We start from the raw sequence: 23,602 nt of genomic DNA, 5'->3' as shown, positions 1-23,602 counted from the left end.
GCGCGGACCGGCCGACGCAGGCTTCGCCAGCTGCTACAACAATTGCGTTACCGCAGAAATTGCTTAACTGATCGGCATTAGGGCAAGCCCGGCTCCTACAATGGCGCAATTCTAGGGGCCGGTCTGAATGGCGATAAGCCGGGATTCTTGTGAATCTTTGTTACCGTTAACGCGATAATCCCTTGGTCGGGGGTCACCGACCTTGAAACCTTGTGTCACAATTTGCCATCTCCCTTGAGAGCACCCCATGGACACTTTGCAAAACATGCGCGCCTTCAGTTACGTGGCCGAGGCCGGCAGCTTCACCGCTGCCGCCGTGCAACTGGACACCACCACGGCCAACGTCTCGCGCGCGGTCTCCAACCTGGAAGCCCACCTGCAAACCCGCCTGCTCAACCGCACTACCCGCCGCATCGCCCTGACCGAGGCCGGCAAGCGCTACCTGTTGCGCTGCGAGCAGATCCTGGCCTACGTCGAAGAAGCCGAAGCCGAGGCCAGCGACGCCCACGCGCGTCCAGCCGGGCAACTCAAAGTGCACACCATGACCGGCATCGGTCAGCACTTCGTGATCGACGCCATCGCTCGCTATCGCAAGACGCATCCCGACGTGACCTTCGACCTGACCATGGCCAACCGCGTGCCGGACCTGCTCGACGAGGGCTACGACGTGTCCATCGTCCTCGCCAGTGAACTGCCGGACTCGGGCTTCGTGTCCCAGCGCCTGGGCATCACCTACAGCATCGTCTGCGCCTCGCCGGCGTACGTGAAGGCCAACGGTTGCGCGCAGAAGCCCAGCGATTTGTTGAACCACATGTGTCTGCGCCTGGTGAGCCCGGTGATCCCGCTGGAAAAATGGGCCTTCGACGGCCCTGAAGGCCAGGAGACCGTGACCATCAACAGCTCGCCGTTTCTGGTCAACTCCGCGGACGCAATGAAGACCGCGATCACCAGCGGCATGGGCGTGGGCGTGTTGCCGGTGTATGCAGCGATTGAAGGGTTGCGCAACGGCTCGCTGGTGCGGGTGATGCCCAACTACCGCTCCCAGGAACTGAACTTGTATGCGATTTACCCTTCGCGGCAATATCTGGATGCGAAGATCAAGACCTGGGTCGAGTACTTGCGCGGGTCATTGCCGGAAATTCTGGCGGCGCATCAGGCGGAATTGGCGGCGTACGATTTGAGCGGCAGTTTAGGCGGGATTCGGCTGGCGAACTGATTGCACGGTCCTACAGACGCGCTGATTTTGGGGAAGGATTCCGACGCGTTCTGTCGGTTGTTGGGTCAGACGGGAAATGGGTAGGCTTTGTGGGTCGCTGCAAAATCAGTGACCAGGCTTGGAAACCTGATATTCCCATCACAGCACATGGCATACTGCGGCGCTTTTTCTGCACGCAATTCCTTGTTATGGCGGCTGTGCGCGGGAGACCTTCGGGTCTGCCGGTTTTGATGGGATATCCGGTTTTCCAGACCGCGCATGGCTGCCACCCTTTCGCTTGGAAACGAAAATGGCAGCTCGATTAATCCCAAATCGAGTAAATTTTTATGATCAAAGAAACTCCGAACCCTCCGGAAATCGACGACGTTTCCCCCTACGAATCCGTCGATTCCAAAAAATTCCACGATGCTGCCGAACGCGCGCTGAATCACTACCTCAACCCCGCTGCCATGAAATCACCGCCCACCCGCAAACCCAGCACGATGTTCATGCTTGCGCCCGATATCAAAGACGAAGACCTGTTGGCCCACACCTGTGAATCACTGGCCCAGGCCAGTGTGATGGCCAGCGATTTTGCCGGCTATCTGGAAGGCCCGCATCGCAACACCGCCATGGCGATCCAGCAAATCGTCATGCTGGCCGAACTGGCGGCGAACCGGATGATGGACAACCTCGAACTACCCAAATCCACGCCACACCGCTGATTCCCCTGCAGCAGCTACCCCCTGTGGGAGCGGGCTTGAACTCGCGATAGCGGTCGGACATTCAAGAATGATGTCGACTGACACTCCGTTATCGCGAGCAGGCTCACTCCCACAGTTTTGTATGGCGCACCAGACCGGAATTGGCTTTCACATTGAGTATCGGGTTGTTTGGCCTGGAGCCTGACTCCCTGCACCAGATAGAAAAAAACCCGCCAGTTGGCGGGCTGAATTTATGGTTATTCACCAGCTTCCGTAGGGGATACCGTATTTTTCGACATAGCGTTTGGAATCGTCCTCCAATGGGAAGTAACTCCCTCCGGAGAGCCCTAAACCAGGTCCCTTGGGCTCTACTCCGACCTGTGCATGTGCGACTTTGACAGGGTGTAGGCATTCGTCAAATGCCCAGACTTGCACCACGCCGCCAGGTGCAAGTCCAAGACGTACAGAAGCCCTTTTCGGAATGGCAGCCATTTCGGGAATACTTGGGCAATCCAAGGACAGAGCTTTGCGTAAGACCTGACGTGCATCCTCCGGTATTTCAATCCAGCCTTGATAGGTTTGCGGCTCAACTAACGATTGCCAGCGAACGTAGATGCGTACCGGAAGTTTGGCGTCTCTCACTTCTCTTTCGGTGCCTGTACCAACAACGGCCCAGCCACGTGCGCCGCTTTTACCATTTTTCTTTCCTCCTGAGGCACCACTGTTTATTCGACGATAAAGAGTTCCATGAGTATCAATAGTGGCAGCGTCCTCAACCCAACCATCCATCGCATAAGGTGTGACGAAACCCAGCGCCCACGGGCCAGCATCTGGATCTGAACGTCTCCAGGACTGGTCGGAGGCTTGGCAACCGCTCACCAACAGAACCCCGAACAAGATCCATAGTGTTCGCATATTCGTGACTCCTAGTCAGGTACATGGGGATGTTGTACGCGGATCCCGTCCGTGGTTGGGGCATTAAAGTAGAGTAAACCCGAACTGGTTCGAGGTGTTGAACCCTGCAGGATTGACGGTGGGTTCCAGTTGGCCGAGGTGTGAATGTACTTCAATTTCAGCAGTTGCTCTTCGGCGGGCGTTGTACTGTAGTCACCCGCGACGAAGCGGTCACACAGCGCCTGAAGCTCCGATGGGATGGTGTAACTCGGGTACTGCTCATCAAGGCGTTTAAATCGCACTCCCCTTTGCTTGGCCAACTCGTACATGACTCGCAGGTAAACCCGCGACAGCTCGCCTCGTACCGGTCGCTTGAGCTGCAACGCCGCATAAACCTGCTTCCCAGGGTTAAAGCTTTTTTGCTGAGACGGAGGCAAGCCCCTAACATAGGGAGTCACGACCTCGAGCATTTGGGACGGCCAGCCTTTGGCTTCCCACTTAGCCTTTACCTGTTGCGCATCACGGTAGATCGAAGTGTATTTCACGTCCGTCGTACCGGGAACAACTAACACCTGCATGGGGCTGATCAGCAGGTTCTCTTCGGATTCAGGAAAGTAGCCTCCGCCAAGGTCTGAGTGAACACCTGGCAATGTGATTTCCAGGTGAGCGGGTTTTACCCGGTTCAAGGCGAAGTTGGCACGGATTTCATCCCGGGCAGCCAATTGGACGACATTGGGAAACAAGCTACGAGGCAGGTACAGTTTGAGTCCTGGGGCTGTTTGACTGCGCACATTGCCTAGATTGGCCAAGCCTCCTACCGACGGCACGGTATCAAACAAACCGATAAAGCCCATGTTGATATCGCGCTTGAATTCACCGCTGAAGTTTTCGTGAAAAGCTCGTCGCAACATCTTGATGGTTTGACCCAAGGGGCCTTGCCGACCTAGAGCCACTTCATTGGCAAAGTGCCGTGCAGCCGCTGCACCTCGGCTGAAACCAAAAGTGTCAAAGGTGAGGTTGATGATTTTAGAATCTGGATTTGTTTGGCTGAATTTGAGGATAGTCCTCAATATTTCACGAAAGGCGTCTTCTACTTTAGCGCTAACCCCAGTTGCACCACGCCCCATGCCGGCGCCAGTCATGCTATCCGGCTGGCCGGATGACGTGCCGATACCCTCAATGTAGAGAGATTTGAATAGCTGCTGCTGACCGGCAATATCTTGAAGTTCGTCGGGAGCAAAATACAGATCACTGAGCTTCTTGATGTTCGACTCGTCATTTGCGTAGCTGCTGTCCGGGTCAGACATATAAGGTTTACAACTCGCTTCCAGATCTTCGGGCTTGATGGCATGGCTAGCACCACATAGCAGTCCCATTTCACCGTTGTTCGCATTGTTCAGCGTCCCATCAAAGAACACGCCGATCCGTAGCGCGATACCCACAGGCTTCTCTTCATCCAGCTCCTCTTCTTCCTCTTCCTCCTCTAAAACCGAATCGTCAATAGCAGCGGCGCGCGCTGGCGTGGGGGCAGGTGCAATGACCGAGGGCTGGTAACTGGCAGGCTCAACCAAATGCGCGGGCATCGGACTAATCGGGGAAACAGGTGCAGGCGTGAAGTTGTTCCCGATGATGATGCTCGATGACCCACCCGTAATGGTGTCGCCATGCGTACCTTGCGAGCCGGTGACCAGCGCGGCCTGGCCATTGATCTGTACCGAGGACATGGCGCCCATGGTCAAGACACTGCCGCAGGTGGTGCAGTCGGTTACCCGAGCAGCAGGCAGACCATCAAAAAATACATTCGGTGACCCGGAATCGATGGCTGTTCCACCGCAGCGGGGACAGTTCACGGTATCGGTCTTGCGCGCAGCAGGCTTGCCGGACATTTTTGACTTCCATATCAATATTCAGAGGCAGCACCATGCTGACGCTCTTTATAGAAAACAATCAGACGTTTCCCAAAGTACTCGACCACGTAAATAGGTCGTGGCCAGGATGTTAGAACACATGAGCGTGCAAAAAAAACCAACCCACAAAAAATCATCGGAAAAGCACTCGTCTCCTCCCGCTGACGGGATTCGTGTCCCTTCGGGTCTGGGCATCGCCATTAGCATCGCTTACGACTCGCCGGCCAAGTGGGCCAAGTGGGCCAAGTGGGCCAAGTGGGCCGACAACACCCCGGAAAGCCGGGAGACGTTCGGCTGGCGAACTGATTTCACGGTCCTACAGACGCGCTGATTTTGGGGAAGGATTCCGACGCGTTCTGTCGGTTGTTGGGTCAGACGGGATTTGGGTAGGCTTTGGGTGTCGCTGGAACTTCAGCGATCAGGCCTGGAAACCTGATAAACACGTCAACAGCTCATGGCATACTGCGGCGCTTTTTTCTGCTCGCAATGTTCTGTTATGGCAGCTGTGCGCGGGAGACCTTCGGGTCTGCCGGGTTTTGGCGGGTTTATCCGGTTTTCCAGCCTGCGCACGGCTGCCACCCTTTCGTCTGGAAGCGAAAATGGCGGCTCCAATAAATACGCCAATGAGTAATTTCCGCATGATCAAAGTAACTCCGAACCCTCCTGAAACCGACGACGTTTCCCCCTACGAATCCGTCGATTCCAAAAAATTCCACGACGCCGCCGAACGCGCACTGAATCACTACCTCAATCCCGCAGCCCTGAAATCACCGGCCACCCGCAAACCCAGCACGATGTTCATGCTTGCGCCCGATATCAAAGACGAAGACCTGTTGGCCCACACCTGTGAATCACTGGCCCAGGCCAGTGTGATGGCCAGCGATTTTGCCGGCTATCTGGAAGGCCCGCATCGCAACACCGCCATGGCGATCCAGCAAATCGTCATGCTGGCCGAACTGGCGGCGAATCGGATGATGGATAACCTCGAACTCCCAAAACCCACGCCACACCGCTGATCCCCTGTAGGAGTGAGCCTGCTCGCGATAGCGGTCGGACATTAAAAATTAATGTCGACTGACACACCGCTATCGCGAGCAGGCTCACTCCTACACTTTTGGTCGGTGTACATCCGGCAATCCGGGTACTCGCACAACTACAGGGAAGAATGTTAGCGTGCTTGGCATTCTCCACGCCCGACGAGCCCTCCTCCCATGAAAAAGACCGTCCTCGCCTTCAGCCGTGTCACTCCTGAAATGGTTGAACGCCTGCAACAAGAATTCGACGTCATCGTGCCGAACCCGAAAAACGGCGACATCAACGCCCAATTCAACGAAGCCCTGCCTCACGCCCATGGCCTGATCGGCGTCGGTCGCAAACTCGGTCGCGCGCAACTGGAAAACGCCGCCAAACTGGAAGTGGTCTCCAGCGTCTCGGTCGGCTACGACAACTACGATGTCGCCTACTTCAATGAACGCGGGATCATGCTCACCAACACCCCCGACGTGCTCACCGAAAGCACCGCCGACCTGGCGTTCTCCCTGCTGATGAGCAGCGCCCGACGCGTTGCCGAGCTGGACGCCTGGACCAAGGCGGGCCAATGGCAAGCCACCGTCGGCGCACCGTTGTTCGGCACCGATGTGCACGGCAAAACCCTGGGCATCGTCGGCATGGGCAACATCGGCGCGGCCATTGCTCGTCGGGGCCGCTTGGGCTTCAACATGCCGATCATTTACAGCGGCAACAGCCGCAAGACCGAGCTGGAACAAGAACTCGGCGCGCAGTTCCGCACCCTGGATCAACTGCTGACCGAAGCCGATTTCGTCTGCCTGGTTGTGCCGCTGAGTGAAAAAACCAAACACCTGATCAGCCACCGTGAACTGGCGCTGATGAAACCAAGCGCGATCCTGATCAACATTGCGCGCGGCCCGGTCGTCGACGAACCGGCCCTGATCGAAGCGTTGCAAAACAACCGCATTCGCGGCGCCGGTCTGGACGTCTACGAAAAAGAACCGCTGGCCGAGTCGCCGCTGTTCCAATTGAAAAACGCGGTGACATTACCGCACATTGGTTCCGCGACTCACGAAACCCGCGAAGCCATGGCCAATCGCGCATTGGCCAACTTGCGCAGCGCCTTGCTGGGCGAGCGACCGCAGGATCTGGTCAACCCGCAAGTCTGGAAAGTCTAACTAAAACGGGCAGATACTTTTAATGTATCTGCCCGCTTGTTACACAACTTGCAATTCAGTCCAGCGACGAAAAAAAGTTCAGCCCTATACACTCCAGATACCTAATCCGAACTTACGGACAAACAGTGATGGAGCACTTTAACCTTGAACAACCTTTCCACGGACAAACTCATCAGATACAGCAAGTTTTCGCTAATGGCTTATATAAGCTTTTTTGGCCTGCTGGTGATGTACAGTAATTTCACCGACTATTCATCCAACTATGAATATGTCGGTCATATCCTGAGCATGGACACCACTCGGGAAAACCTGAACCTGAGCTACAGGGCCATTACCTCGCCCATGCTGCACCACCGCATCTATTGGTTCATTATTACCCTGGAAGTGATCTACACGGCTTTTTGTCTGGTCGGTGCCTATCACCTTTACCGGAACATAAACGCGCCTGCCGAGGTTTTTCATGAAGCCAAAAAGTTTTCAATCATCGGATTAGTGATCGCCATATTTGTCTATTACGTCTGTTTGCAAGTGATCGGTGTCGAATGGTTCAACATGGATGAATCACAAACATGGAACGCCAAGGACTGGGCGCGGCATATTGTCGATTTCATACTCCCGTTGCTGATATTCGTCGCCCTCAGGACCGAGCGTTGAGTAGCCTCGACGCTCACTCCAAGCCGTTCATGCAAGTTTGCCAGTGCCTTGCGCCATCGGTGTCCTGGGCTTACGAAACACCAGGACATTGCCGAGCATTACCAACACCAAACCGACCAGTGCCGGTGCGGTCCATTGATAGCCTTCGACAAACGCCGAGACATTCAGCGCCACCACCGGGAACAACACCGTGCAATACGCCGCGCGCTCGGGCCCCATGCGACCAACCAGTGTCAGGTAAGCGGTGAAGCCAATCACGGAACCCGGAATGACCAGGTACAGCAGCGAACCGATGTAGCGCGCATTCCATTCGATATCGAACGGGATGCCTTTGACCAGACACCAAACCGACAGCATTGCCGCGCCATAGGCCATGCCCCAGGCATTAGTGGTCAGCGGCTTCAGCCCGGCCTTCTGTTGCAGGCTCGACAGCATGTTGCCGGCCGAGAAGCACAGGGTTCCGAGCAATGCCAGGCCCAGGCCGAGCAAGGTTTGCGGGCTGGCGGTGTGCCCGGCCAGTTCAGGCCAGAACAACAGACCAAGCCCGAACAAGCCCAGTGCGCCACCCATCAGCACATTGCGGGCAATTTTCTGGCCGAAGAACACTCGCGCGTTCAGCGCGTTCCACAGGGTGGCGGTGGAAAACACCACGGCGACCAGACCGCTGGGAATCCACTGGCTGGCGGTCAGGAAGCACATGAAGTTGACGCAGAACAGGCACAAACCCTGCGCCAGACAGATCAAGTGCCCGCGACGGTTCATCACCTGCAGGCGCCGACTCAGCAGCAACAAGGCAAACAGCACCAGCGCCGCGAGGCCGAAGCGATAGACAATCGACACCGGAATCGCCACCACTCCCAGTTGCCATTTCAAGGCAATCCAGGTGGTGCCCCAGATCAGCACGGTCAGCAAGTACAACGTCAGGTTCATGGCAAGCACTCCTCAATAGAGGTCCAGTGTCCTGCGCCGCACCTTTTCGCACTTGCATAAACTTGCGCTTTTGTCAGCGCAGAGGCTGGCAGGTCATTGTCTACGGAGTAGGATGCAAGGCGTTGGAGATTACTGATCATGCCCGCACTGGAAACACTGCAAGTCTTTCAAGCCCTTAACCGTTCGCCCAATGCTCGCCTGGAGCACAGCGCCGAACTCGGTGACGGCATGGCTGCAGCCTTGTGGAGTAACCACCACGATGCCCAGGACTACGAAGCGCCGAGCCATCACACGCTGTCGTGTTACATCGCTGGCGGCACCGGCACCTTCCGCCGCGACCAGCCCGGCACCATGGGCGGCCCGGACAAGTTGTGCATTCTGCCCGCCGAACATCAATCGGGCTGGGTCATCAACAGCGACATTCGCCTGGCCCACCTGTATTTCAGCCCCGAACAATTCGCCCTCGGCTGCGTCACGCTGCTGGACCGCGAACCACGCGAACTGCAATTGCGCGAAGCGACCTTTCTCGACGATCCGGCGCAAGCCCGGCGCTTTCGGCACATGCTCACCCTCAACTGGGACGAACCCGCAGAACGCTTGCTGACCAGCAGCCTGGCCCATGAAATGCTCAGCCACGTGTTGCTTGGCCAGGTCGGCATGCGTGAGGGGTTACGACTTAAGGGTGGATTGGCGGCGCATCAACGGCGGCAGTTGGTGGACTTCATCGATAACCAGTTGGCCGAGGCCATCAGCCTAGGGCAATTGGCTGCGCTGTGTGCGCTGTCGGAGTACCACTTTGCGCGGATGTTCAGGGAGAGTTTTGGCTTGCCGCCGCATCAGTACGTGCTGGCTCGAAGACTGAGTCGGGCGCGGGAGTTATTACGTTCGACGTCGCAGCCGTTGGGGGAGATCGCATTGGCGTGCGGGTTTGCCAGTGCGAGTCATTTCACCAATCGATTTCGGCAGGCTTTGGGGGGGACGCCTGGGGAGTATCGGCAGGCGTTTTTGCGGTAATTCCCAAGATAATCGGTGACTGTCAGGCCGCCATCGCCGGCAAGCCGGTCTCGCTCCCACATTGGAATGCGTAAACCCTCGCAACCCCTGAAACAAGAACGGGCCTGCATCAGCAGGCCCGTTGTCAGTGGTGGAAAGGTAAAAGTGAATCGGCATCAGCCGTTCTGTGCAGCCTGTTCGTTCTCGAGGAACTCGTCTTCCAGCAGCGCATCGGCTGCGGCTCGCTCAAACGGCACAATAGCGGCACGTGGTTTGCCCCGCAGTTTGCCGAACAGGTGTTCCAGCGCATGTTCGAGTTTTTCGGCCGCGCCGTCGATCGCCAGTTCCAGGTTGGCGGCTTTATGGGTGACAGAAATCGGTTGGTGGCCTTTTGGCCGCGCTTCCAGTTGGCAGCGCATGTCATGCGGTCCGGGCTTGTCGCCGTTTTCGTCCCGCAGGTGAACCTCGACGCGGGTCAGGTCCTCTTCATAACGTTCGAGCGTGCTCTCAATGGTAGTACGTACCCACTCCTCCAGTCGGATGCTGCTTTGAATATGGTTATCGCTGTTGACTTGGATTTGCATAGTTCATCCCTTATTTCAGCTAGCTCGCGAGAGGCCTTTCGGCTAGCCCTTGGGCGTCGTCACCGTGACCTCTTACTTACACAATCGGTGTGTGCGCGGAACATTTCAACCCCTACAAAAAGATAAATATGGATTAGCAAAAAAACCCGGACAACGGACAAAAGCGCTGCTAAGGTCGGGAGTTGGGTCCGCTCGCTTGTTTGTCACAATTGCTCACATCTGTTGCTCTGCCAGCGGATGCAAACTTCGAAAAATCCCCGCCTCCTCTACCAGCCAGTCATGCACCGCGCGTACGCCCGGATGGCTCAAAGCCCCCGGCGCATACAGCAGCATATAGCGCTTGTGATTGGGCACCGCCAACCCGAACGGCACGATCAACGCCCCCCGCTCCAGTTCATCGTTGAGCAACGTGCGGCGTGCAATCGCCACGCCCATTCCGGCAATGGCCGCTTCGATGGTCAGGTGATTGCGATTGAAGGTATGCCCGCGTCGCACATCCGCACCCTCGAAGCCGATGGCGTCGAGATAGAACTCCCATTCCGCGTATTCGTAGCTGCCGCGCCACGCGGTGATGTCGTGCAACAACGGGAAATGCATCAGGTCCGACGGGCCATGCAGCGGCGGTCGACCTCGTAGCAGGCTGGGGGCGCAGACCGGGAAGATCTGTTCGTCGAGCAAGGCTGTGGATAACAGGCCGGGGTAACTGCCATCGTTCAGGTCGATGGCCAGATCGAATTCGCCCTCGTGCAGCGGCACGCTGCTGTCCTCGGCCACCAGGCGCAGCTGAATGTCCGGAAAGCGCTGCTGCAAACGTGGCAGGCGTGGGGTCAGCCATTTGCTCAGGAACGACGGAATCGAGCGCACCCGCAAAATTCCGCTGATCATTCCGGCGTCCAGACGGCGCAATTCTGCATCGATGCTGCCGTAAGCCTCGTTGACCGTAATGGCCAGGCGCTGGCCTTCAGCGCTCAGTTCCACGCCCCGGGCACGACGATGAAACAGACGAAAGCCCAAGCGCTCTTCCAGCTGGCGAATTTGCTGGCTGACCGCCCCCGGCGTGATGTGCAGTTCTTCGGCACAACGGGTGAACGACAAGTGCCGCGCGGCACAGGAAAACACGTGCAGCCAGACATAGGTCTGGGCATGCAATTGACGACTCATCGTTTAGTCCTGCTAAAGGCTGTCTTAGGAAGTTTCGTTGGTCACGTCAGACCGAGGTTGGCAGTATCGCCTACATTGCGCTCGTCCTACAAAAATGGCAGCGATTCCTCTTCCATTGCTTGTATAGGCTTTAGCATGGCTATCAGTGTTTTTGATCTCTTCAAAGTCGGCATCGGTCCGTCCAGTTCCCACACCGTCGGCCCGATGCGCGCCGCTGCGACCTTCGCCCAGGCATTGATGGACCAAGGTTTGCTCGACGCCGTACGTCGGGTGGAAATCCGCCTGTACGGTTCGCTATCCGCTACCGGCGTCGGCCACGCGACCGACCGCGCCTGTGTCATGGGCCTGATGGGCGAATGGCCGGACAGCATCGACCCCACGTCCATCGACAACCGCATTCAAACGCTGCGCGACACCGGTGAATTGTCCCTGGCCGGCAAAGCGGCGGTCCCCTTTGACTGGCAGCGCGACCTCCTGCTGCTGGACGAGAGCCTGCCCTACCACCCCAACGCAATGTCTCTGACAGCCTTCGGCGAAACCGGCGAACTCTACGAGCAAACGTACTATTCGATCGGCGGCGGTTTCATCGTCGAAGCGGCGCAAGCCGAGTCCGGCATTGCGCCCGGTAGCGATGTAGTGCTGCCCTACGATTTCTCCAGCGCTGCCGAATTGCTCAGGCTCTGCAACAAGCATGGTCTGAGGGTTTCTGAACTGATGATGGCCAACGAACTGGCGTGGCGCAGTGAAGCCGAAATCCGCCAGGGCTTGCTGCACATCTGGTCGGTGATGCGTGAGTGTGTCGAACAAGGCCTGCGTCACGAAGGCATCTTGCCGGGTGGTCTGAATGTGCCGCGTCGTGCCGCGAAATTGCACCGTAGCCTGCTGGAAATCGGCAAGCCGAATGTCATCACCTCCACCCTGTCGGCCATGGAGTGGGTCAACCTGTTCGCCCTCGCCGTGAACGAAGAGAATGCGGCGGGCGGGCGCATGGTCACGGCACCGACCAACGGAGCGGCGGGGATCATTCCGGCGGTGCTGCATTACTACATGAAGTTCAACCCGGACGCGTCGGACGATGATGTGGTCGCGTTCTTTCTGGGTGCGGCGGCGGTCGGCATTCTGTGCAAGAAAAACGCCTCGATATCCGGCGCTGAAGTCGGCTGTCAGGGGGAAGTCGGTTCGGCCTGTGCGATGGCCGCCGCCGGTCTGGCCGACGTGCTCGGCGCCACGCCGGAGCAATTGGAAAACGCCGCCGAAATCGGCCTGGAGCACAACCTCGGACTGACCTGCGACCCGGTCGGCGGCCTGGTGCAAGTGCCTTGTATCGAGCGCAACGCGATTGCCGCCGTGAAGGCCATCAACGCCACGCAAATGGCCCTGCGCGGCGACGGCAAACACTTTATTTCCCTGGACCGGGTGATCCGCACCATGCGCGATACCGGCGCTGACATGCAGGACAAATACAAAGAGACTTCACGGGGCGGCCTGGCGGTGAGCTGGGTGGAGTGCTGATTGCACTGTCTGCGATCATCTCTTCATTTATGCCCTGAAACGGGCAGGCGCAATCGCACTTTGTAGCAGCTGGCGCAGCCTGCGTCCGGCTGCGCAGCAGTCGTAAAATCAGATGATGCGGTGTTTGATAAAGACCGCAATCTCAGGTTTTACGACTGCTGCGCAGTCGGACGCAGGCTTCGCCAGCTGCTACGGATCGCGGTGCACACAACGTCCGTCGCTTTTTTGCCGTGATTATTGTTCGACAATTTTTTCGGCATGCCCCTTGCTACGTCACCGGTGAGGCTGTTGAAACCTTAGCGAACGATCTGCCAATGGTCCGGAGTTGCGAACCAACCCGAACATGGCCGGTCAACAACTGCACGTTCAATCAGGCGGTGACGCATCATGGACAACCCTTTCCAAGTCATTACCGATGCCTTTGCACCGGAATACCAGATCAACCTGAGCATTCAAGGTCTGGATGGCAGCATCATGCTGACCCTCTCCAACACTGGCCGCGTGGTCGCCAAACGCATGATCAGCGCCGAGCAGCGCAACGACCCCAAACGCCTCAAACGGCTCGTGCAAAGCATTCAATTCGGCATCGCCATCGAACAAGGCCAGAGTGCCATGACGATCCTCGAAGCCATGACCGACGGCGACAATCACTCCCTGCCGCCGCCTCCGCTCAAAGGCCAGCCCCGACCTGCCATCAGGGTTTAAAGCTCGCCCTTCTCCACTTCGGGATGTTCACCGGAACCCGCACCGATCTTGCGTTGCGGGTGTTCGATCTTCACCGAAGGGAATTGCGACGAGGCGTAACGCACTACCAGAATCGCAAACGCCAGCAGCAGAATCCCGCCGCACAGGTAGATGATCCCGACATCCGGCGGATTATGGTGCGAAACGTTGGAGATCAGCAGCCGCGTCAACGCGGTGATTGCCACGTAGATCAGGAATCGCACCGGCATGTGATTGGTCTTGAAATAAATCCCGACCATCGCCCCCAATTCCAGGTAGATGAACAGCAGCAAGATGTCGTCGATCTTGATGTGTCCTGCTTCGATCATCCCCAGAAATTCCATCACGGCGGCCCACGCGGTCACCGCACCAATGGCAAACAGCGCCAGGTAGTGGAAGGTCTCGACGAACAGGTTGCCCAGGGACTCGGCCAGTTGATGCACGTTCTGCCGCAGGTTCTCGGCCCAGTTGATTTTCACGATGATGCTTCCTTAGCTCGGTTTGAGCGGATGATGCGGGATGGACGTGACGGTTGTTCTGCATGCAGAAAAAAGGCCAGAGGCTATGGATGAGAAGGTGATGGATTGTTACTGGACACTTTTTTAGTGTTTTCACCAACGCCATCGCGGGCAAGTCGAATCGTCGCACCGCCTGCTCCCACAGGGTTCACAACCGCCAATTTCGGTCTACATTGAAAAGCCACTACCCAAAGCGCAGGGATTCGCTTATCCTTTTCGCTGTATATAAATACAGTGGTCGAAACAGACAACTAAATGTGAAGGCATGTGAGGTGGTGAATGGCCGTCGAAGTGGTATACCGCAGCAGCCGAGATCTGGAGCGCTTGTTCATGGATAAAGCCGAAGCTGACCGTCATGACAAAATGCTCGAACTGGCCGAATTGCTGGCTGAAGTGTTACAAAAAGCCGTTCCGTCCCTGACCGAGCAGCAAGTGGAAGAAGCCGGGATCTACATGGCGAAGAATCGCGATGTGTTCGCCAAGGCATTCAAGAGCCAGCCGGATGCACTGTCCGAACTGCTGAATGCGCCGGTTGAAGTCGCCGCGCAAGCCGAACCTGTCGAGGCCATTGAAGCCGCTGAGCCGACCAAGCCAGCCAAAGCGACCAAGACGCCGAAGTAAGCAACGCCCAAATTGAATAGGCCCTGAGTCGACTGACTCAGGGCCTTTTTCATGTCTGGAATAACGGATTGACTCAGCGGTACAACACCTTCTCTGCCAATTCATCCGCCACCCGCGCCGGAGAACGTTTTTCCGCCTGGGCATGGGCGAAGACCTCGGTCAGGCGTGAGGCGATTTTCGACAGGTGCGCGGTGATGGTCGTCAGTTCTTCGCCACGGTGTTTGAGGGAAACGTAGATCAGCCCGCCCGAATTGATCACGTAATCCGGCGCATACAGAATGCCTCGCCGTTCCAGTTGATCGGCGACTTCCAGGTGCGTCAGCTGGTTGTTCGCCGAGCCGGCCACCGCCGAGCAGCGCAATTGCGTCACACTGTGGCTGTTGAGCACGCCACCCAGGCCACAGGGCGCGAGGATGTCGCACGGCGTGCTGAGCAGTGCGTCGTTGGCAATCGGGTGAGCGCCCAGTTGCTCCATCGCCAGTTGCACCTTGCCGTGATCAATATCGCTGACCAGCAATTCCGCGCCAGCCGCGTGCAGTTGTTCGGCGAGTGCATAACCGACGTTGCCCAAACCCTGGATGGCCACGCGCAAGCCTTCCAGATTATCGCTGCCCAGCCGCGCCATCGCCGTCGCTCGAATCCCGGTGAAAACGCCCATGGCGGCATGCGGCGCAGGGTCGCCCGCCGACGTGGTGCTGGTAACGTGTTGAGTCTGCTGGGCGATGCAATCCATGTCGGCCACCGAGGTGCCGCTGTCGATGGCGGTGATATAGCGGCCGTCGAGCTGGTCAATACAGCGCCCGAAGGCTTCGAACAGTGCGCCGCGATTTTCTACATGAACCGGGCGAACGATCACCGCCACGCCGCCGCCCTGGGCCAGCCCGGCCAGTGCAGCCTTGTAACTCATGCCTTGCGCAAGGCGTATGGCATCCTCGACCGCCGATTCGTCGCTGGGATAGGCAAGGTAACGACAACCACCCAGGGCAGGCCCGAGCCGACTGTTATGAATGGCAATGACCGCCTTCAACCCGGTGACCGAGTCGACACTCAGATGCAGCGATTCAAGGCGAGTGCTTTGCATGAGAGCGAACATCGTGGGGCTCCCGAATCACTTCTTGTAGTCGCCAGTATAGGCTTGCGCCTAAAAATTGCAGAAGCACACCGGAATAAGCAGCGTTGCTTTGAGGGCTTTTGGACATAACCCGAAACTGCATGTGTGCAGCACTGGACGAATGCCGGAGACGGGGCTAAAACGAGGCATTCGCCGGAGATTTTGATGACGCCTCGCCAATGCTTCTTCGATTGCCTGAACCGTTCACCGCCCGCGCTGTTCGAGGCGGCACTGTGGATGGCGGTCGAGCACGATACCCAGCTGAATCCCGAGGCGGTGCTGGCCAACTTCAACGACCTGACACAGCAGGTCAGCTATGGCTTGCCGATGCTACCGGTCAGCGAACTAGCCCAGCCATTGTTGCGGCGGATGAATGACCTGGGGTTCGCCCAGGACGACTTCACACCGCTGCGCCCACAAGTGGCCTTGCTCAATAAAGTGCTGGAACTGCGACGCGGGCAGCCGCTGTCACTGGGGTTGATTGCGCTGGAGTTGGCCAGACGCCTGGAAATCCCGCTGGTGGGGGTCAATTTCCCCGGGCACTTCCTGCTGCGGGTTCCGGGCGCCGACCACTTGCTCGATCCCTGTGGCGGACGTCGGTTGTACCCCAACGACTGCCGGGAACTGCTGCACCGCCAGTACGGCCCGAACATGAAACTCAGCGCTGACCATTTACTGACGGCTGATCCGGTGCAGATGCTGCAACGCCTGTCGCGAAACCTGCGTCAACTGCACCTCTCCCACGATGACTACATCGGCGCCCTGGTCGACGCCGAACGTGTGCTGGAACTGGGCAACGCCAACGCCGCCGATTACCTGGCTCGTGCGAGCCTCTATCAACGACTGGACTGCCCGAATGCCGAACGCTTCGACCTGGAGCATGCGCTATTGCTCAGCGACGACCCGATCCAGCGAATTCGCCTGACTGAGCGCCTCGGGCACCTGCCACCCAACGCCATCGTCCATTAATCGGCGATCCCCTGTGGGAGCGGGCTTGCTCGCGAAAGCGGTGTATCAGTCAAAGTAGATGTCGACTGACACTACGCCTTCGCGGGCAAGCCCGGCTCCCACAGAGTTCAGGTGCCCAGGGATCAGAGTCTGGCGTTATGGGGTGTCTGGCTGGTGGGCCGGGTGGGCTTTGAAGAAGGCCGGATGCGTGGCCGCCAGTGCCGCTACCCGGCGAATCCGTGGGTACGCCTCAAGGGAAATGTTGAATCGCTGCGCCGCATACAGCTGCGGGATCAGGTAGACATCCGCCAATCCCGGTTCGTCGCCCAAGCAATAACCTTCATCCCCGATCAACTGTTCCACCGTCGCCAGCCCCTGGCTGATCCAGTGCCCGATCCACTCCACCACTTGCGGTTCGTCATGGCCCAGCTGACGCAGCTTGTTGAGCACGCTGACGTTGTGCAGCGGATGCACATCGCAACCGATCACCGCCGCCACACCGCGCTCACGGGCGCGGGCAACGAGGTCCTTGGAGAGCAGCGGCACCTGTGGATAACGTTCTTCCAGGTACTCGATGATCGCCGGCGACTGAATCAACAGACTGCCTTCATCCGTGCGCAAGGCCGGCACCCGGCCTTGCGGGTTGATGCCCAGGTACGCCGGCTGTCGATGTTCGCCACCTGGCGGTGCAATCAGGTTGACCGGCAGGGCCTGGTAATCCAGGCCCTTGAGCGCCAGCGCGATACGCACACGATAAGACGAGGTCGAACGGTAGTAGGTATAGAGTTCCATCACCCAATCCTCTTAACGCGCCGGCAATACTTTACCGCGGCACTCGCCGAAGCCGATGGAAGCAAATCCTTCGCGGCTGCAACGGGCACGCAGGATGATTTCGTCGCCGTCTTCAAGGAATTTACGCACTTCGCCCGACGCCAGTTCGATAGGTTTTTTACCGCCTTCGGTGATTTCCAGCAGGCTGCCGAACTGACCGTTTTGCGGCCCCGACAAGGTGCCCGAACCGAACAGGTCGCCGGCCTGCAACTGGCAACCGTTGACGCTGTGGTGCGCAACCATTTGCGCCACGGTCCAGTACATGTGTTGGGTGTTGCTGAGGGTCAGGCGATGGGCCGGCAGGTTTTGCTCGCGCAGGCCTTCGGTGAGCAGCAGCACTTCCAGTTCGATATCGAAACCGCCAGCGGCCTGGTCGCGCTTGTCGAACAGGTACGGCAGCGGCTGCGGATCGCCTTCAGGGCGCGCAGGCTGGGCACGACGGAACGGCTCCAGCGCCTCGGCGGTGACGACCCACGGCGAGATGCTGGTGATGAAGCTTTTCGACAGGAACGGCCCCAACGGCTGGTATTCCCACGCTTGAATGTCACGCGCCGACCAATCGTTCAGCAAGCAGAAACCGGCGATGTGATCAGCGGCGTCACCAATGGCGATCGAGTCGCCCATTTCGTTGCCCTGGCCGATCCAGATACCCAGTTCCAGTTCGTAATCCAGGCGCGCGCACGGACCAAATGTCGGCTCGGTCTGACCGGCCGGCAAGGTCTGCCCTATCGGACGTCGAACGTCAGTGCCGGACGGGCGGATGGTAGAGGCGCGACCGTGGTAGCCGATGGGCACGTACTTGTAGTTCGGCAGCAGCGGGTTGTCGGGGCGGAACAGTTTGCCGACGTTTTGCGCGTGTTCGATGCCAACGTAAAAGTCGGTGTAATCGTTGATTTTCGCGGGCAGGTGCATCGTGCAGTTGGCCGCCAATGGCAGCAGTTTTGCGCCCTGGGCTTCGATCTTGCCGTGCAGGGTGCTGCCATCCTTGAACAGTTCGATCAGGCGTTCACGCAGGGCAACACGAGCCTCGCGGCCCAATTCGAAGAACGCGTTCAACTGACCGCCACGGGTCGCTTCAACGGCAACTTTGGCAGCGCCATCGAACAGGCCTGCTTCCAGCGCTGCTTCCAGATCAAAAATTTGCTCGCCAATCGCCACGCCGCTGCGCGGGGCAGAGCCGTTTACGCTGAACACACCCAAGGGCAGGTTTTGCAGCGGGAAATCGGCATGACCGTTGGCGGAGGCAACCCAGCTACGAGTGATGGAAGTCTGAGTCATGGGGTTATCTCCGGGTCGGGTCGAAAGTGGCGGGCAGCGTGGCCCAGCAGGCATCGTAATTAGTTTGTAGTTGCGGGCAATCCAGCGCGAAACGGCTAGGGCGCAATACCTGGCTGGTCTCGAACATGAAGGCCATGGTGTTGTCGATTTTCGCCGGAGCAAGGTCCGCGTTGATCGCCCTGGTGCAGGTTTCGCCATCCGGGCCGTGAGCGCTCATGCAACTGTGCAAGGACGCGCCGCCGGGCACGAAGCCTTCGGCCTTGGCATCGTACTCGCCCTTGATCAGGCCCATGAACTCGTTCATCAGGTTGCGGTGGAACCACGGCGGACGGAAGGTTTTCTCGGCGACCATCCAGCGTGGCGGGAAGATCACGAAGTCCAGGTTGGCCAGGCCATGCACACTGGTTGGCGAGGTCAGGACGGTGAAGATCGACGGGTCCGGGTGATCGAAACTGACCGTGCCGATGGTGTTGAAACGGCGCAGGTCATATTTGTACGGCACGTTATTGCCGTGCCAGGCGACCACGTTGAGCGGCGAATGATCGAGCTCGCAGCCCCACAACTGGCCAAGGAATTTCTGCACCAGCGTGGTCGGTTGTTTGAGGTTCTCGTAATGTGCAACCGGCGTCAGGAAGTCCCGCGGGTTGGCCAGGCCATTGCTGCCGATCGGCCCAAGGTCCGGCAGACGCAGCGGTGCGCCGTGGTTCTCGGCGATGTAACCGCGAGCTTGTGGGTCGAGCAGTTCGACGCGGAATTTCAGCCCGCGTGGCAGCACGGCGATTTCCAGCGGCGCAAGCTCCAGCACGCCGAGTTCGGTGGCGATGCGCAAACGGCCGAGCTCCGGCACCAGCAGCAATTCGCCGTCGGCGTTGAAGAACACGCGCTCCATGGAACGGTTGGCGCGGTAGCTATGGATGCTGATTCCGGCCGGTTTTTCCGCACCCGAGTTGGCGGCCATGCTGACCAGACCATCGATGAAATCGGTGGGCTCGCTCGGGATCTCCAACGGGTTCCAGCGCAGGCGGTTGGGGGTTACTTCACCCAAGGGGCCGCCAGCCAGTTGCCGATCCAGTTTGACGAACGCCGGGTGATTGGCCGAGGGCTGAATGCGGTACATCCAGGTACGCCGCGCTTCACTGCGGGCCATGGTGAACGCGGTGCCGGAGAACAATTCAGTGTAGAGGCCATAGGGGGCTTTTTGCGGGGAGTTCTGGCCAACGGGCAATGCGCCGGGCAACGCTTCACTGCTGAACTCGTTGCCGAAGCCAGACTGATAAGCCAGCGCTGGCGCGGTTGAATCAGGGTTCATGGAGCCTCCTGAACAGGGAGAAGGCGATGACCTGTCACTCTATTGCAGAGGTTCGGCACGCCCGGGTTATTTTTATCGTAATTTGATTACGCATAACGTAATTTGATTGGTATTGACCGTCAAGCTATAAAGACGCCCATTCGTCCCGGGATCAGACTGCCTCCATGGAAACGCCGCGCAACAACGACAAGCAAAAAGTCCGCTCGGCCGAGGTCGGCACCGACATTCTCAAGGCCTTGGCCGAGTTGTCGCCCTCGACCTCGCTTTCGCGCCTGGCTGAACACGTGCAGATGCCGGCGAGCAAGGTTCACCGCTATTTGCAGGCGCTGATCGCCAGCGGATTTGCCGAACAAAATACCGCCACCAACCACTATGGCCTGGGCCGTGAAGCGTTGCGCGTGGGGCTGGCGGCACTCAACAGTATGGACGTGCTGAAAGTCGCCGCCCTGCCTCTGGCCGAACTGCGCGATGAACTGAATGAAACCTGCTTTTTGGCGGTGTGGGGCAATCAGGGTGCGACCGTGGTGCACATCGAACCCGCCGTACGCGCGGTGACGGTGGTGACGCAATTGGGATCGGTGTTGCCGCTGTTGAGTTCGTCCACGGGGCTGGTGTTCGGAGCGTTCCTGCCAAAGCGTGAAACCGTCGACTTGCGCGCGCAGGAGCTGCAAACCGGCAGCCTCCATGTCCTGGCGGACGACCAGGCTTACTCGGCATTGTGCGAACAGATTCGCGAACGCGGCCTGCACCATGTGCATGGTTTGCTGATGCCCGGGGTCGATGCATTGTCAGCACCGGTCTTCAACGCCATCGGGAACGTGGCAGCGGTCATGACCATTGTCGGCCCGGCCTCATTGTTTCACGCCGACGAGAACGGCCCGGCGGCGCAGCGTTTGCTGACGGCGACACGGGCCGTGAGTTGGCGGATGGGGTATCAGGCCGATGATGTCAGTCGCTGAGCCCGGCAGGACATCGGCGATCAGCCATTGCCATTAGCGGATGGTGGTTTTACTGGTGATGCTCTCAGGGTCGTCGAGAACTTCCTGAATGACCTCCAGCGCCCGCTCATGTAATCGGGGCTGCCCGGATATTTCAGCAAACAGTTTTTCCACGGTGTACACATCCCCCAGCAATCCGATCAGGCTTTTCTGCACTGCAGTAGCACCCGACTTTCCCAGACCTGCCTTGCCCAAGGCCGCCAACTCAATCACCGCCTTCGCGAAATGACTCAGGGCTTTGGACCGATTACCCTCGGTATAGGCATGAACACCTTGCACCAAATTCTGAGCCAGCAAGGCGACACTCAATGCGATACCGACGGGGGCGTAGACAATGGCAATGACGCTCACCGCCGACACGACGGCGTTGTACACCAGGCCGGTGATAATCTCTTCAAGGCTTCGTGTTTTCTCGTCGACATCAGAAATGACCTTGGTCACCACGTCGTAATAGCACCAGTACAAATCTGTGACGCGACTATTACGCTCCAGTGTCGGCGCCTCGGTGAAGTTGGCTTGCTGCTCAAGATCCGTCAGATATGTACCCACCTGCGGCTGATATTTCCCAAACACCCGATCACAGAAGTAGTCGCCGAGGCCGTGGGTTTTCACCGCTCTCACGAAGTCCTCGAATGGCCTCAACTCACGTCCATCCGGAGCATCCGGGGTAAACAGATATTCCACGATCTTCCCGGCAACATGCAGCCTGAAGACGAACACCCCGACGACTAAACGTCCCCTCAGATGAAGTTTGTACAGCGCACTGTGGCGCACCTCGTCAGGTGCCTCGCCCAAGGGGCTTGCCTTTTGCGGTTGATCGAACGCTTCGACGACCTTCACCAGCTCCTCGAAATGTTCCTTGGCCAACCGGCCGGTGAACAGTGCCTGCATGATTGCCACGCGCATCTGGCGTTGCATGATCGCCTTGGATAATTGCTGCTTGAAATAACCTTTGGAGCGGTCGATATAATTGGCGCGCAACATGTCGATGTACTTTTCGCCGGGCCGTAATATTCTCGAATGTATGGCGAGATCATTGATAGGGAGATTATTGATTGAGGGGTGGCCAGCCTCCACAGTAAAACGCGGGTAATGGGACTTTTCGTTATCTGCGTAAAACACCACTTCGCCGACAATTAACTGCGTCAGCGTCATCTTTTGTTCCGGTGTAATTTCCACATAAATATGATCTGGGTTGATCTCGATACGCTCGCCTTTGCTCAGAAGGTGTTCTTCTATTCCTTGCTTGATCAGTTGATGACAAAAACGCTCATAGCTGACAAAACCACCCTCGCGAACTTCAATTGTTTTCAGTGCGCGGAGTTCGCAATTGATCCGGGTAAAGTTTTGGCGTTGCTGATCGGTCGCGGTGCGATAACCATAGGGCGTGTGGTTTTCTTCCTGCGCCACGAGCCAAGCCCGATGGTTGTAAACAACCGGGTTCAAAACTTCAGCCCCTGTGTAAGGGGTAGGCGCGAGCGCCACTCCTCGCCACAGATTGGGCAGTTTGGAGACCTGTTTCAGATAACCGCTGATTACCTCGCGATCCACCGCATGGGAGTGCCACTGCAGGTAGTCGCGTCCCTCTGACGTTGCCGTCCATCCGCCGATATCCAGGCTCAATCGCCTGAGGGATGGCAATTCGTACCAGTCTTGTCCACCCGGCGAATCCGGAGCATACAAAAGCCAATCATCCTCGCTGGGGATGCGGCTGCCGACGGTAACCAGTTCCCTGAGTGGGCGGGTTTCGTCGCGCAGTTGTAACGGCGCGATCATCAGGTTCGCATTTCCGTCCACCGCACGTTGAACACGATGAAGACCGGCATCGCCGAGATGCCCCTGAAGCTTCGCGCCAAAGGCACTCACCAGTAATTGACACCGGGTGACGCGGGTCATGGCGGCGAGCACCTCAGTGCGCTGGAACATAGCCCTTAGTTCAGCGCCATAAGCAGCGCGAACGTCTTCGGTCAGCACTTTCTCCAACCATTGCTGGTTCAATCCGGAAGGAAGATCCTCACCGACAAAGGTGATCCACCCCCGCCATCCTTCCTCGTGCAGGCCGCACAGGAGCAAATCCGTGAGGGACCGTTTGTCTTCCTGCATGACTCGACGCCCGCCCACATTGAAGCTGTAACGGCTGGTGGTCATCAGATTGTCGGGATCCAGCGTGCTGCCAAATTCCAGCTGCAGCAACTGACTGGCAATGCTTTTTGCGTAGGTCCGAAGACTGGCGTGTGCTCCCAGTTGTTTATCCAGTTCGGACTGACTGGCAACCAACTGTTGTTCAAGCTCGACAAAATCTAATTGTTCGCTAATATTGGCACGTTCAAACCACTGCGGACGACGACCATTAGTATCGGGTAAGTAGTTGCTCACTACGTTCATATCGCTGCCTTTGGTTAATAAAATTGAAAGAGCGAAAAACTCGCACAGCCAAAATTACCCCAAGACAAAACAACACCCAAACCACTAAGCAATACCAGCTATTTACAATTAAAACCCTATGTAAAAACCCAACCCTTGAACATCAATCCTGGTGCTTTGC

22 protein-coding genes and 1 pseudogene are annotated in these 23,602 nt (G+C 57.8%); 12 read left to right on the top strand and 11 right to left on the bottom strand.

The window, feature by feature from the left end:
• Window positions 1-247: 247 nt before the first annotated feature.
• Both PMI22_RS19675 and PMI22_RS19680 read left to right on the top strand, forming a co-directional pair.
• Window positions 248-1,216, top strand: a complete 969-nt coding sequence (locus PMI22_RS19675; protein WP_007944679.1) for a LysR family transcriptional regulator — start codon at window positions 248-250, stop codon at window positions 1,214-1,216.
• Between the two features lie 326 nt (window positions 1,217-1,542).
• Window positions 1,543-1,920, top strand: a complete 378-nt coding sequence (locus tag PMI22_RS19680) for a DUF6124 family protein (protein ID WP_007944678.1) — start codon at window positions 1,543-1,545, stop codon at window positions 1,918-1,920.
• Between the two features lie 240 nt (window positions 1,921-2,160).
• On the opposite strand, the gene PMI22_RS30435 is transcribed toward PMI22_RS19680, so the two are convergent.
• Both PMI22_RS30435 and PMI22_RS19685 read right to left on the bottom strand, forming a co-directional pair.
• Window positions 2,161-2,814, bottom strand: a complete 654-nt coding sequence (locus PMI22_RS30435) for a DUF2931 family protein (RefSeq protein ID WP_007944677.1) — start codon at window positions 2,812-2,814, stop codon at window positions 2,161-2,163.
• An 11-nt stretch (window positions 2,815-2,825) separates the two neighbouring features.
• The gene (locus PMI22_RS19685; protein ID WP_007944676.1) at window positions 2,826-4,679 is read right to left on the bottom strand and encodes a PAAR domain-containing protein; all 1,854 of its coding nucleotides are present in this window, start codon (window positions 4,677-4,679) and stop codon (window positions 2,826-2,828) included.
• A gap of 121 nt (window positions 4,680-4,800) precedes the next feature.
• On the opposite strand from PMI22_RS19685, the gene PMI22_RS19690 reads away from it, so the two are divergent.
• The 4 genes from PMI22_RS19690 (at window position 4,801) to PMI22_RS19705 (ending at window position 7,540) form a co-directional block, all read left to right on the top strand.
• Entirely contained in the window at window positions 4,801-5,031 is a 231-nt protein-coding gene (locus PMI22_RS19690) for a hypothetical protein (protein ID WP_007944675.1), read from the top strand.
• 307 nt (window positions 5,032-5,338) lie between these two features.
• Window positions 5,339-5,716: a DUF6124 family protein gene (locus tag PMI22_RS19695; protein ID WP_033049053.1), complete on the top strand. Its 378-nt coding sequence runs from the start codon at window positions 5,339-5,341 to the stop codon at window positions 5,714-5,716.
• A gap of 195 nt (window positions 5,717-5,911) precedes the next feature.
• On the top strand, window positions 5,912-6,886 hold the full coding sequence (locus PMI22_RS19700) for a 2-hydroxyacid dehydrogenase (protein WP_007944673.1): 975 nt from the start codon (window positions 5,912-5,914) through the stop codon (window positions 6,884-6,886).
• Window positions 6,887-7,030: 144 nt separating this feature from the next.
• Window positions 7,031-7,540 carry a DUF2165 family protein gene (locus PMI22_RS19705; RefSeq protein WP_007944672.1) on the top strand — a complete coding sequence of 170 codons (510 nt, stop codon included), beginning with the start codon at window positions 7,031-7,033 and terminating at the stop codon, window positions 7,538-7,540.
• A gap of 27 nt (window positions 7,541-7,567) precedes the next feature.
• Here the strand turns inward: PMI22_RS19705 and PMI22_RS19710 are convergent, their stop codons facing one another.
• Window positions 7,568-8,470 carry a DMT family transporter gene (locus tag PMI22_RS19710; RefSeq protein WP_007944671.1) on the bottom strand — a complete coding sequence of 301 codons (903 nt, stop codon included), beginning with the start codon at window positions 8,468-8,470 and terminating at the stop codon, window positions 7,568-7,570.
• A gap of 138 nt (window positions 8,471-8,608) precedes the next feature.
• Here PMI22_RS19710 and PMI22_RS19715 point away from each other — a divergent pair, with 138 nt between their 5' ends.
• Complete coding sequence (locus PMI22_RS19715; protein WP_007944670.1) at window positions 8,609-9,484, top strand: AraC family transcriptional regulator; 876 nt, start codon at window positions 8,609-8,611, stop codon at window positions 9,482-9,484.
• 155 nt (window positions 9,485-9,639) lie between these two features.
• Here the strand turns inward: PMI22_RS19715 and PMI22_RS19720 are convergent, their stop codons facing one another.
• Complete coding sequence (locus PMI22_RS19720) at window positions 9,640-10,047, bottom strand: HPF/RaiA family ribosome-associated protein (RefSeq protein WP_007944669.1); 408 nt, start codon at window positions 10,045-10,047, stop codon at window positions 9,640-9,642.
• Window positions 10,048-10,260: 213 nt separating this feature from the next.
• Window positions 10,261-11,208 carry a LysR substrate-binding domain-containing protein gene (locus tag PMI22_RS19725; RefSeq protein ID WP_007944668.1) on the bottom strand — a complete coding sequence of 316 codons (948 nt, stop codon included), beginning with the start codon at window positions 11,206-11,208 and terminating at the stop codon, window positions 10,261-10,263.
• 135 nt (window positions 11,209-11,343) lie between these two features.
• Between PMI22_RS19725 and PMI22_RS19730 the strand changes: the two genes are divergently transcribed.
• Complete coding sequence (locus PMI22_RS19730) at window positions 11,344-12,720, top strand: L-serine ammonia-lyase (RefSeq protein WP_007944667.1); 1,377 nt, start codon at window positions 11,344-11,346, stop codon at window positions 12,718-12,720.
• Between the two features lie 387 nt (window positions 12,721-13,107).
• Window positions 13,108-13,425 (top strand): DUF3509 domain-containing protein, encoded by a 318-nt coding sequence (locus tag PMI22_RS19735; RefSeq protein ID WP_007944666.1) that lies wholly within the window; start codon window positions 13,108-13,110, stop codon window positions 13,423-13,425.
• On the opposite strand, the gene PMI22_RS19740 is transcribed toward PMI22_RS19735, so the two are convergent.
• A complete protein-coding gene (locus tag PMI22_RS19740) occupies window positions 13,422-13,922 on the bottom strand; it encodes a phosphate-starvation-inducible protein PsiE (protein WP_007944665.1) in 501 nt (166 codons plus the stop codon). The genes PMI22_RS19735 and PMI22_RS19740 overlap by 4 nt on opposite strands.
• Before the next feature lie 318 nt (window positions 13,923-14,240).
• Here PMI22_RS19740 and PMI22_RS19745 point away from each other — a divergent pair.
• Window positions 14,241-14,480 (top strand): annotated as a pseudogene (locus tag PMI22_RS19745) (YebG family protein); the annotation flags it as partial.
• Window positions 14,481-14,655: 175 nt separating this feature from the next.
• On the opposite strand, the gene PMI22_RS19750 reads toward PMI22_RS19745, so the two are convergent.
• Window positions 14,656-15,675, bottom strand: coding sequence for a Glu/Leu/Phe/Val dehydrogenase family protein (locus tag PMI22_RS19750; RefSeq protein ID WP_007944663.1), 1,020 nt, complete (start codon window positions 15,673-15,675; stop codon window positions 14,656-14,658).
• Window positions 15,676-15,858: 183 nt separating this feature from the next.
• Here PMI22_RS19750 and PMI22_RS19755 point away from each other — a divergent pair, with 183 nt between their 5' ends.
• On the top strand, window positions 15,859-16,662 hold the full coding sequence (locus PMI22_RS19755; protein ID WP_007944662.1) for a SirB1 family protein: 804 nt from the start codon (window positions 15,859-15,861) through the stop codon (window positions 16,660-16,662).
• A 135-nt stretch (window positions 16,663-16,797) separates the two neighbouring features.
• On the opposite strand, the gene maiA is transcribed toward PMI22_RS19755, so the two are convergent.
• Genes maiA through hmgA form a run of 3 tightly spaced genes read right to left on the bottom strand, consistent with a single transcriptional unit; the run spans window position 16,798 to window position 20,059 of the window.
• Window positions 16,798-17,433 carry a maleylacetoacetate isomerase gene (gene maiA, locus PMI22_RS19760; RefSeq protein ID WP_007944661.1) on the bottom strand — a complete coding sequence of 212 codons (636 nt, stop codon included), beginning with the start codon at window positions 17,431-17,433 and terminating at the stop codon, window positions 16,798-16,800.
• Window positions 17,434-17,445: 12 nt separating this feature from the next.
• The gene (gene fahA / locus PMI22_RS19765; protein ID WP_007944660.1) at window positions 17,446-18,750 is read right to left on the bottom strand and encodes a fumarylacetoacetase; all 1,305 of its coding nucleotides are present in this window, start codon (window positions 18,748-18,750) and stop codon (window positions 17,446-17,448) included.
• Window positions 18,751-18,754: 4 nt separating this feature from the next.
• A complete protein-coding gene (gene hmgA, locus PMI22_RS19770) occupies window positions 18,755-20,059 on the bottom strand; it encodes a homogentisate 1,2-dioxygenase (RefSeq protein ID WP_007944659.1) in 1,305 nt (434 codons plus the stop codon).
• 164 nt (window positions 20,060-20,223) lie between these two features.
• Between hmgA and PMI22_RS19775 the strand changes: the two genes are divergently transcribed.
• Entirely contained in the window at window positions 20,224-21,018 is a 795-nt protein-coding gene (locus PMI22_RS19775) for an IclR family transcriptional regulator (RefSeq protein ID WP_007944657.1), read from the top strand.
• A 33-nt stretch (window positions 21,019-21,051) separates the two neighbouring features.
• Here PMI22_RS19775 and PMI22_RS19780 read toward each other — a convergent pair whose 3' ends face one another.
• Window positions 21,052-23,442, bottom strand: coding sequence for a dermonecrotic toxin domain-containing protein (locus PMI22_RS19780; protein ID WP_007944656.1), 2,391 nt, complete (start codon window positions 23,440-23,442; stop codon window positions 21,052-21,054).
• Between the last annotated feature and the right edge of the window lie 160 nt (window positions 23,443-23,602).

It is taken from the genome of Pseudomonas sp. GM21 (assembly GCF_000282215.1).
Lineage (GTDB): Bacteria > Pseudomonadota > Gammaproteobacteria > Pseudomonadales > Pseudomonadaceae > Aquipseudomonas.
Note: the sequence above shows the minus strand (reverse complement) of the source record. Positions and strands in the feature narration are given on the sequence as shown.

Coding starts and splice junctions, on each gene's coding strand:
- PMI22_RS19755 (WP_007944662.1), top strand. CDS start 15,859: ATGACGCCTCGCCAATGCTTCTTCGATTGCCTGAACCGTTCACCGCCC.
- maiA (WP_007944661.1), bottom strand. CDS start 17,433: ATGGAACTCTATACCTACTACCGTTCGACCTCGTCTTATCGTGTGCGT.
- PMI22_RS19750 (WP_007944663.1), bottom strand. CDS start 15,675: ATGTTCGCTCTCATGCAAAGCACTCGCCTTGAATCGCTGCATCTGAGT.
- PMI22_RS19685 (WP_007944676.1), bottom strand. CDS start 4,679: ATGTCCGGCAAGCCTGCTGCGCGCAAGACCGATACCGTGAACTGTCCC.
- PMI22_RS19780 (WP_007944656.1), bottom strand. CDS start 23,442: ATGAACGTAGTGAGCAACTACTTACCCGATACTAATGGTCGTCGTCCG.
- PMI22_RS19735 (WP_007944666.1), top strand. CDS start 13,108: ATGGACAACCCTTTCCAAGTCATTACCGATGCCTTTGCACCGGAATAC.
- PMI22_RS19720 (WP_007944669.1), bottom strand. CDS start 10,047: ATGCAAATCCAAGTCAACAGCGATAACCATATTCAAAGCAGCATCCGA.
- PMI22_RS19695 (WP_033049053.1), top strand. CDS start 5,339: ATGATCAAAGTAACTCCGAACCCTCCTGAAACCGACGACGTTTCCCCC.
- PMI22_RS19680 (WP_007944678.1), top strand. CDS start 1,543: ATGATCAAAGAAACTCCGAACCCTCCGGAAATCGACGACGTTTCCCCC.
- PMI22_RS19675 (WP_007944679.1), top strand. CDS start 248: ATGGACACTTTGCAAAACATGCGCGCCTTCAGTTACGTGGCCGAGGCC.
- PMI22_RS19775 (WP_007944657.1), top strand. CDS start 20,224: ATGGAAACGCCGCGCAACAACGACAAGCAAAAAGTCCGCTCGGCCGAG.
- PMI22_RS19730 (WP_007944667.1), top strand. CDS start 11,344: ATGGCTATCAGTGTTTTTGATCTCTTCAAAGTCGGCATCGGTCCGTCC.
- fahA (WP_007944660.1), bottom strand. CDS start 18,750: ATGACTCAGACTTCCATCACTCGTAGCTGGGTTGCCTCCGCCAACGGT.
- PMI22_RS19690 (WP_007944675.1), top strand. CDS start 4,801: ATGAGCGTGCAAAAAAAACCAACCCACAAAAAATCATCGGAAAAGCAC.
- PMI22_RS19710 (WP_007944671.1), bottom strand. CDS start 8,470: ATGAACCTGACGTTGTACTTGCTGACCGTGCTGATCTGGGGCACCACC.
- PMI22_RS19700 (WP_007944673.1), top strand. CDS start 5,912: ATGAAAAAGACCGTCCTCGCCTTCAGCCGTGTCACTCCTGAAATGGTT.
- hmgA (WP_007944659.1), bottom strand. CDS start 20,059: ATGAACCCTGATTCAACCGCGCCAGCGCTGGCTTATCAGTCTGGCTTC.
- PMI22_RS19715 (WP_007944670.1), top strand. CDS start 8,609: ATGCCCGCACTGGAAACACTGCAAGTCTTTCAAGCCCTTAACCGTTCG.
- PMI22_RS30435 (WP_007944677.1), bottom strand. CDS start 2,814: ATGCGAACACTATGGATCTTGTTCGGGGTTCTGTTGGTGAGCGGTTGC.
- PMI22_RS19725 (WP_007944668.1), bottom strand. CDS start 11,208: ATGAGTCGTCAATTGCATGCCCAGACCTATGTCTGGCTGCACGTGTTT.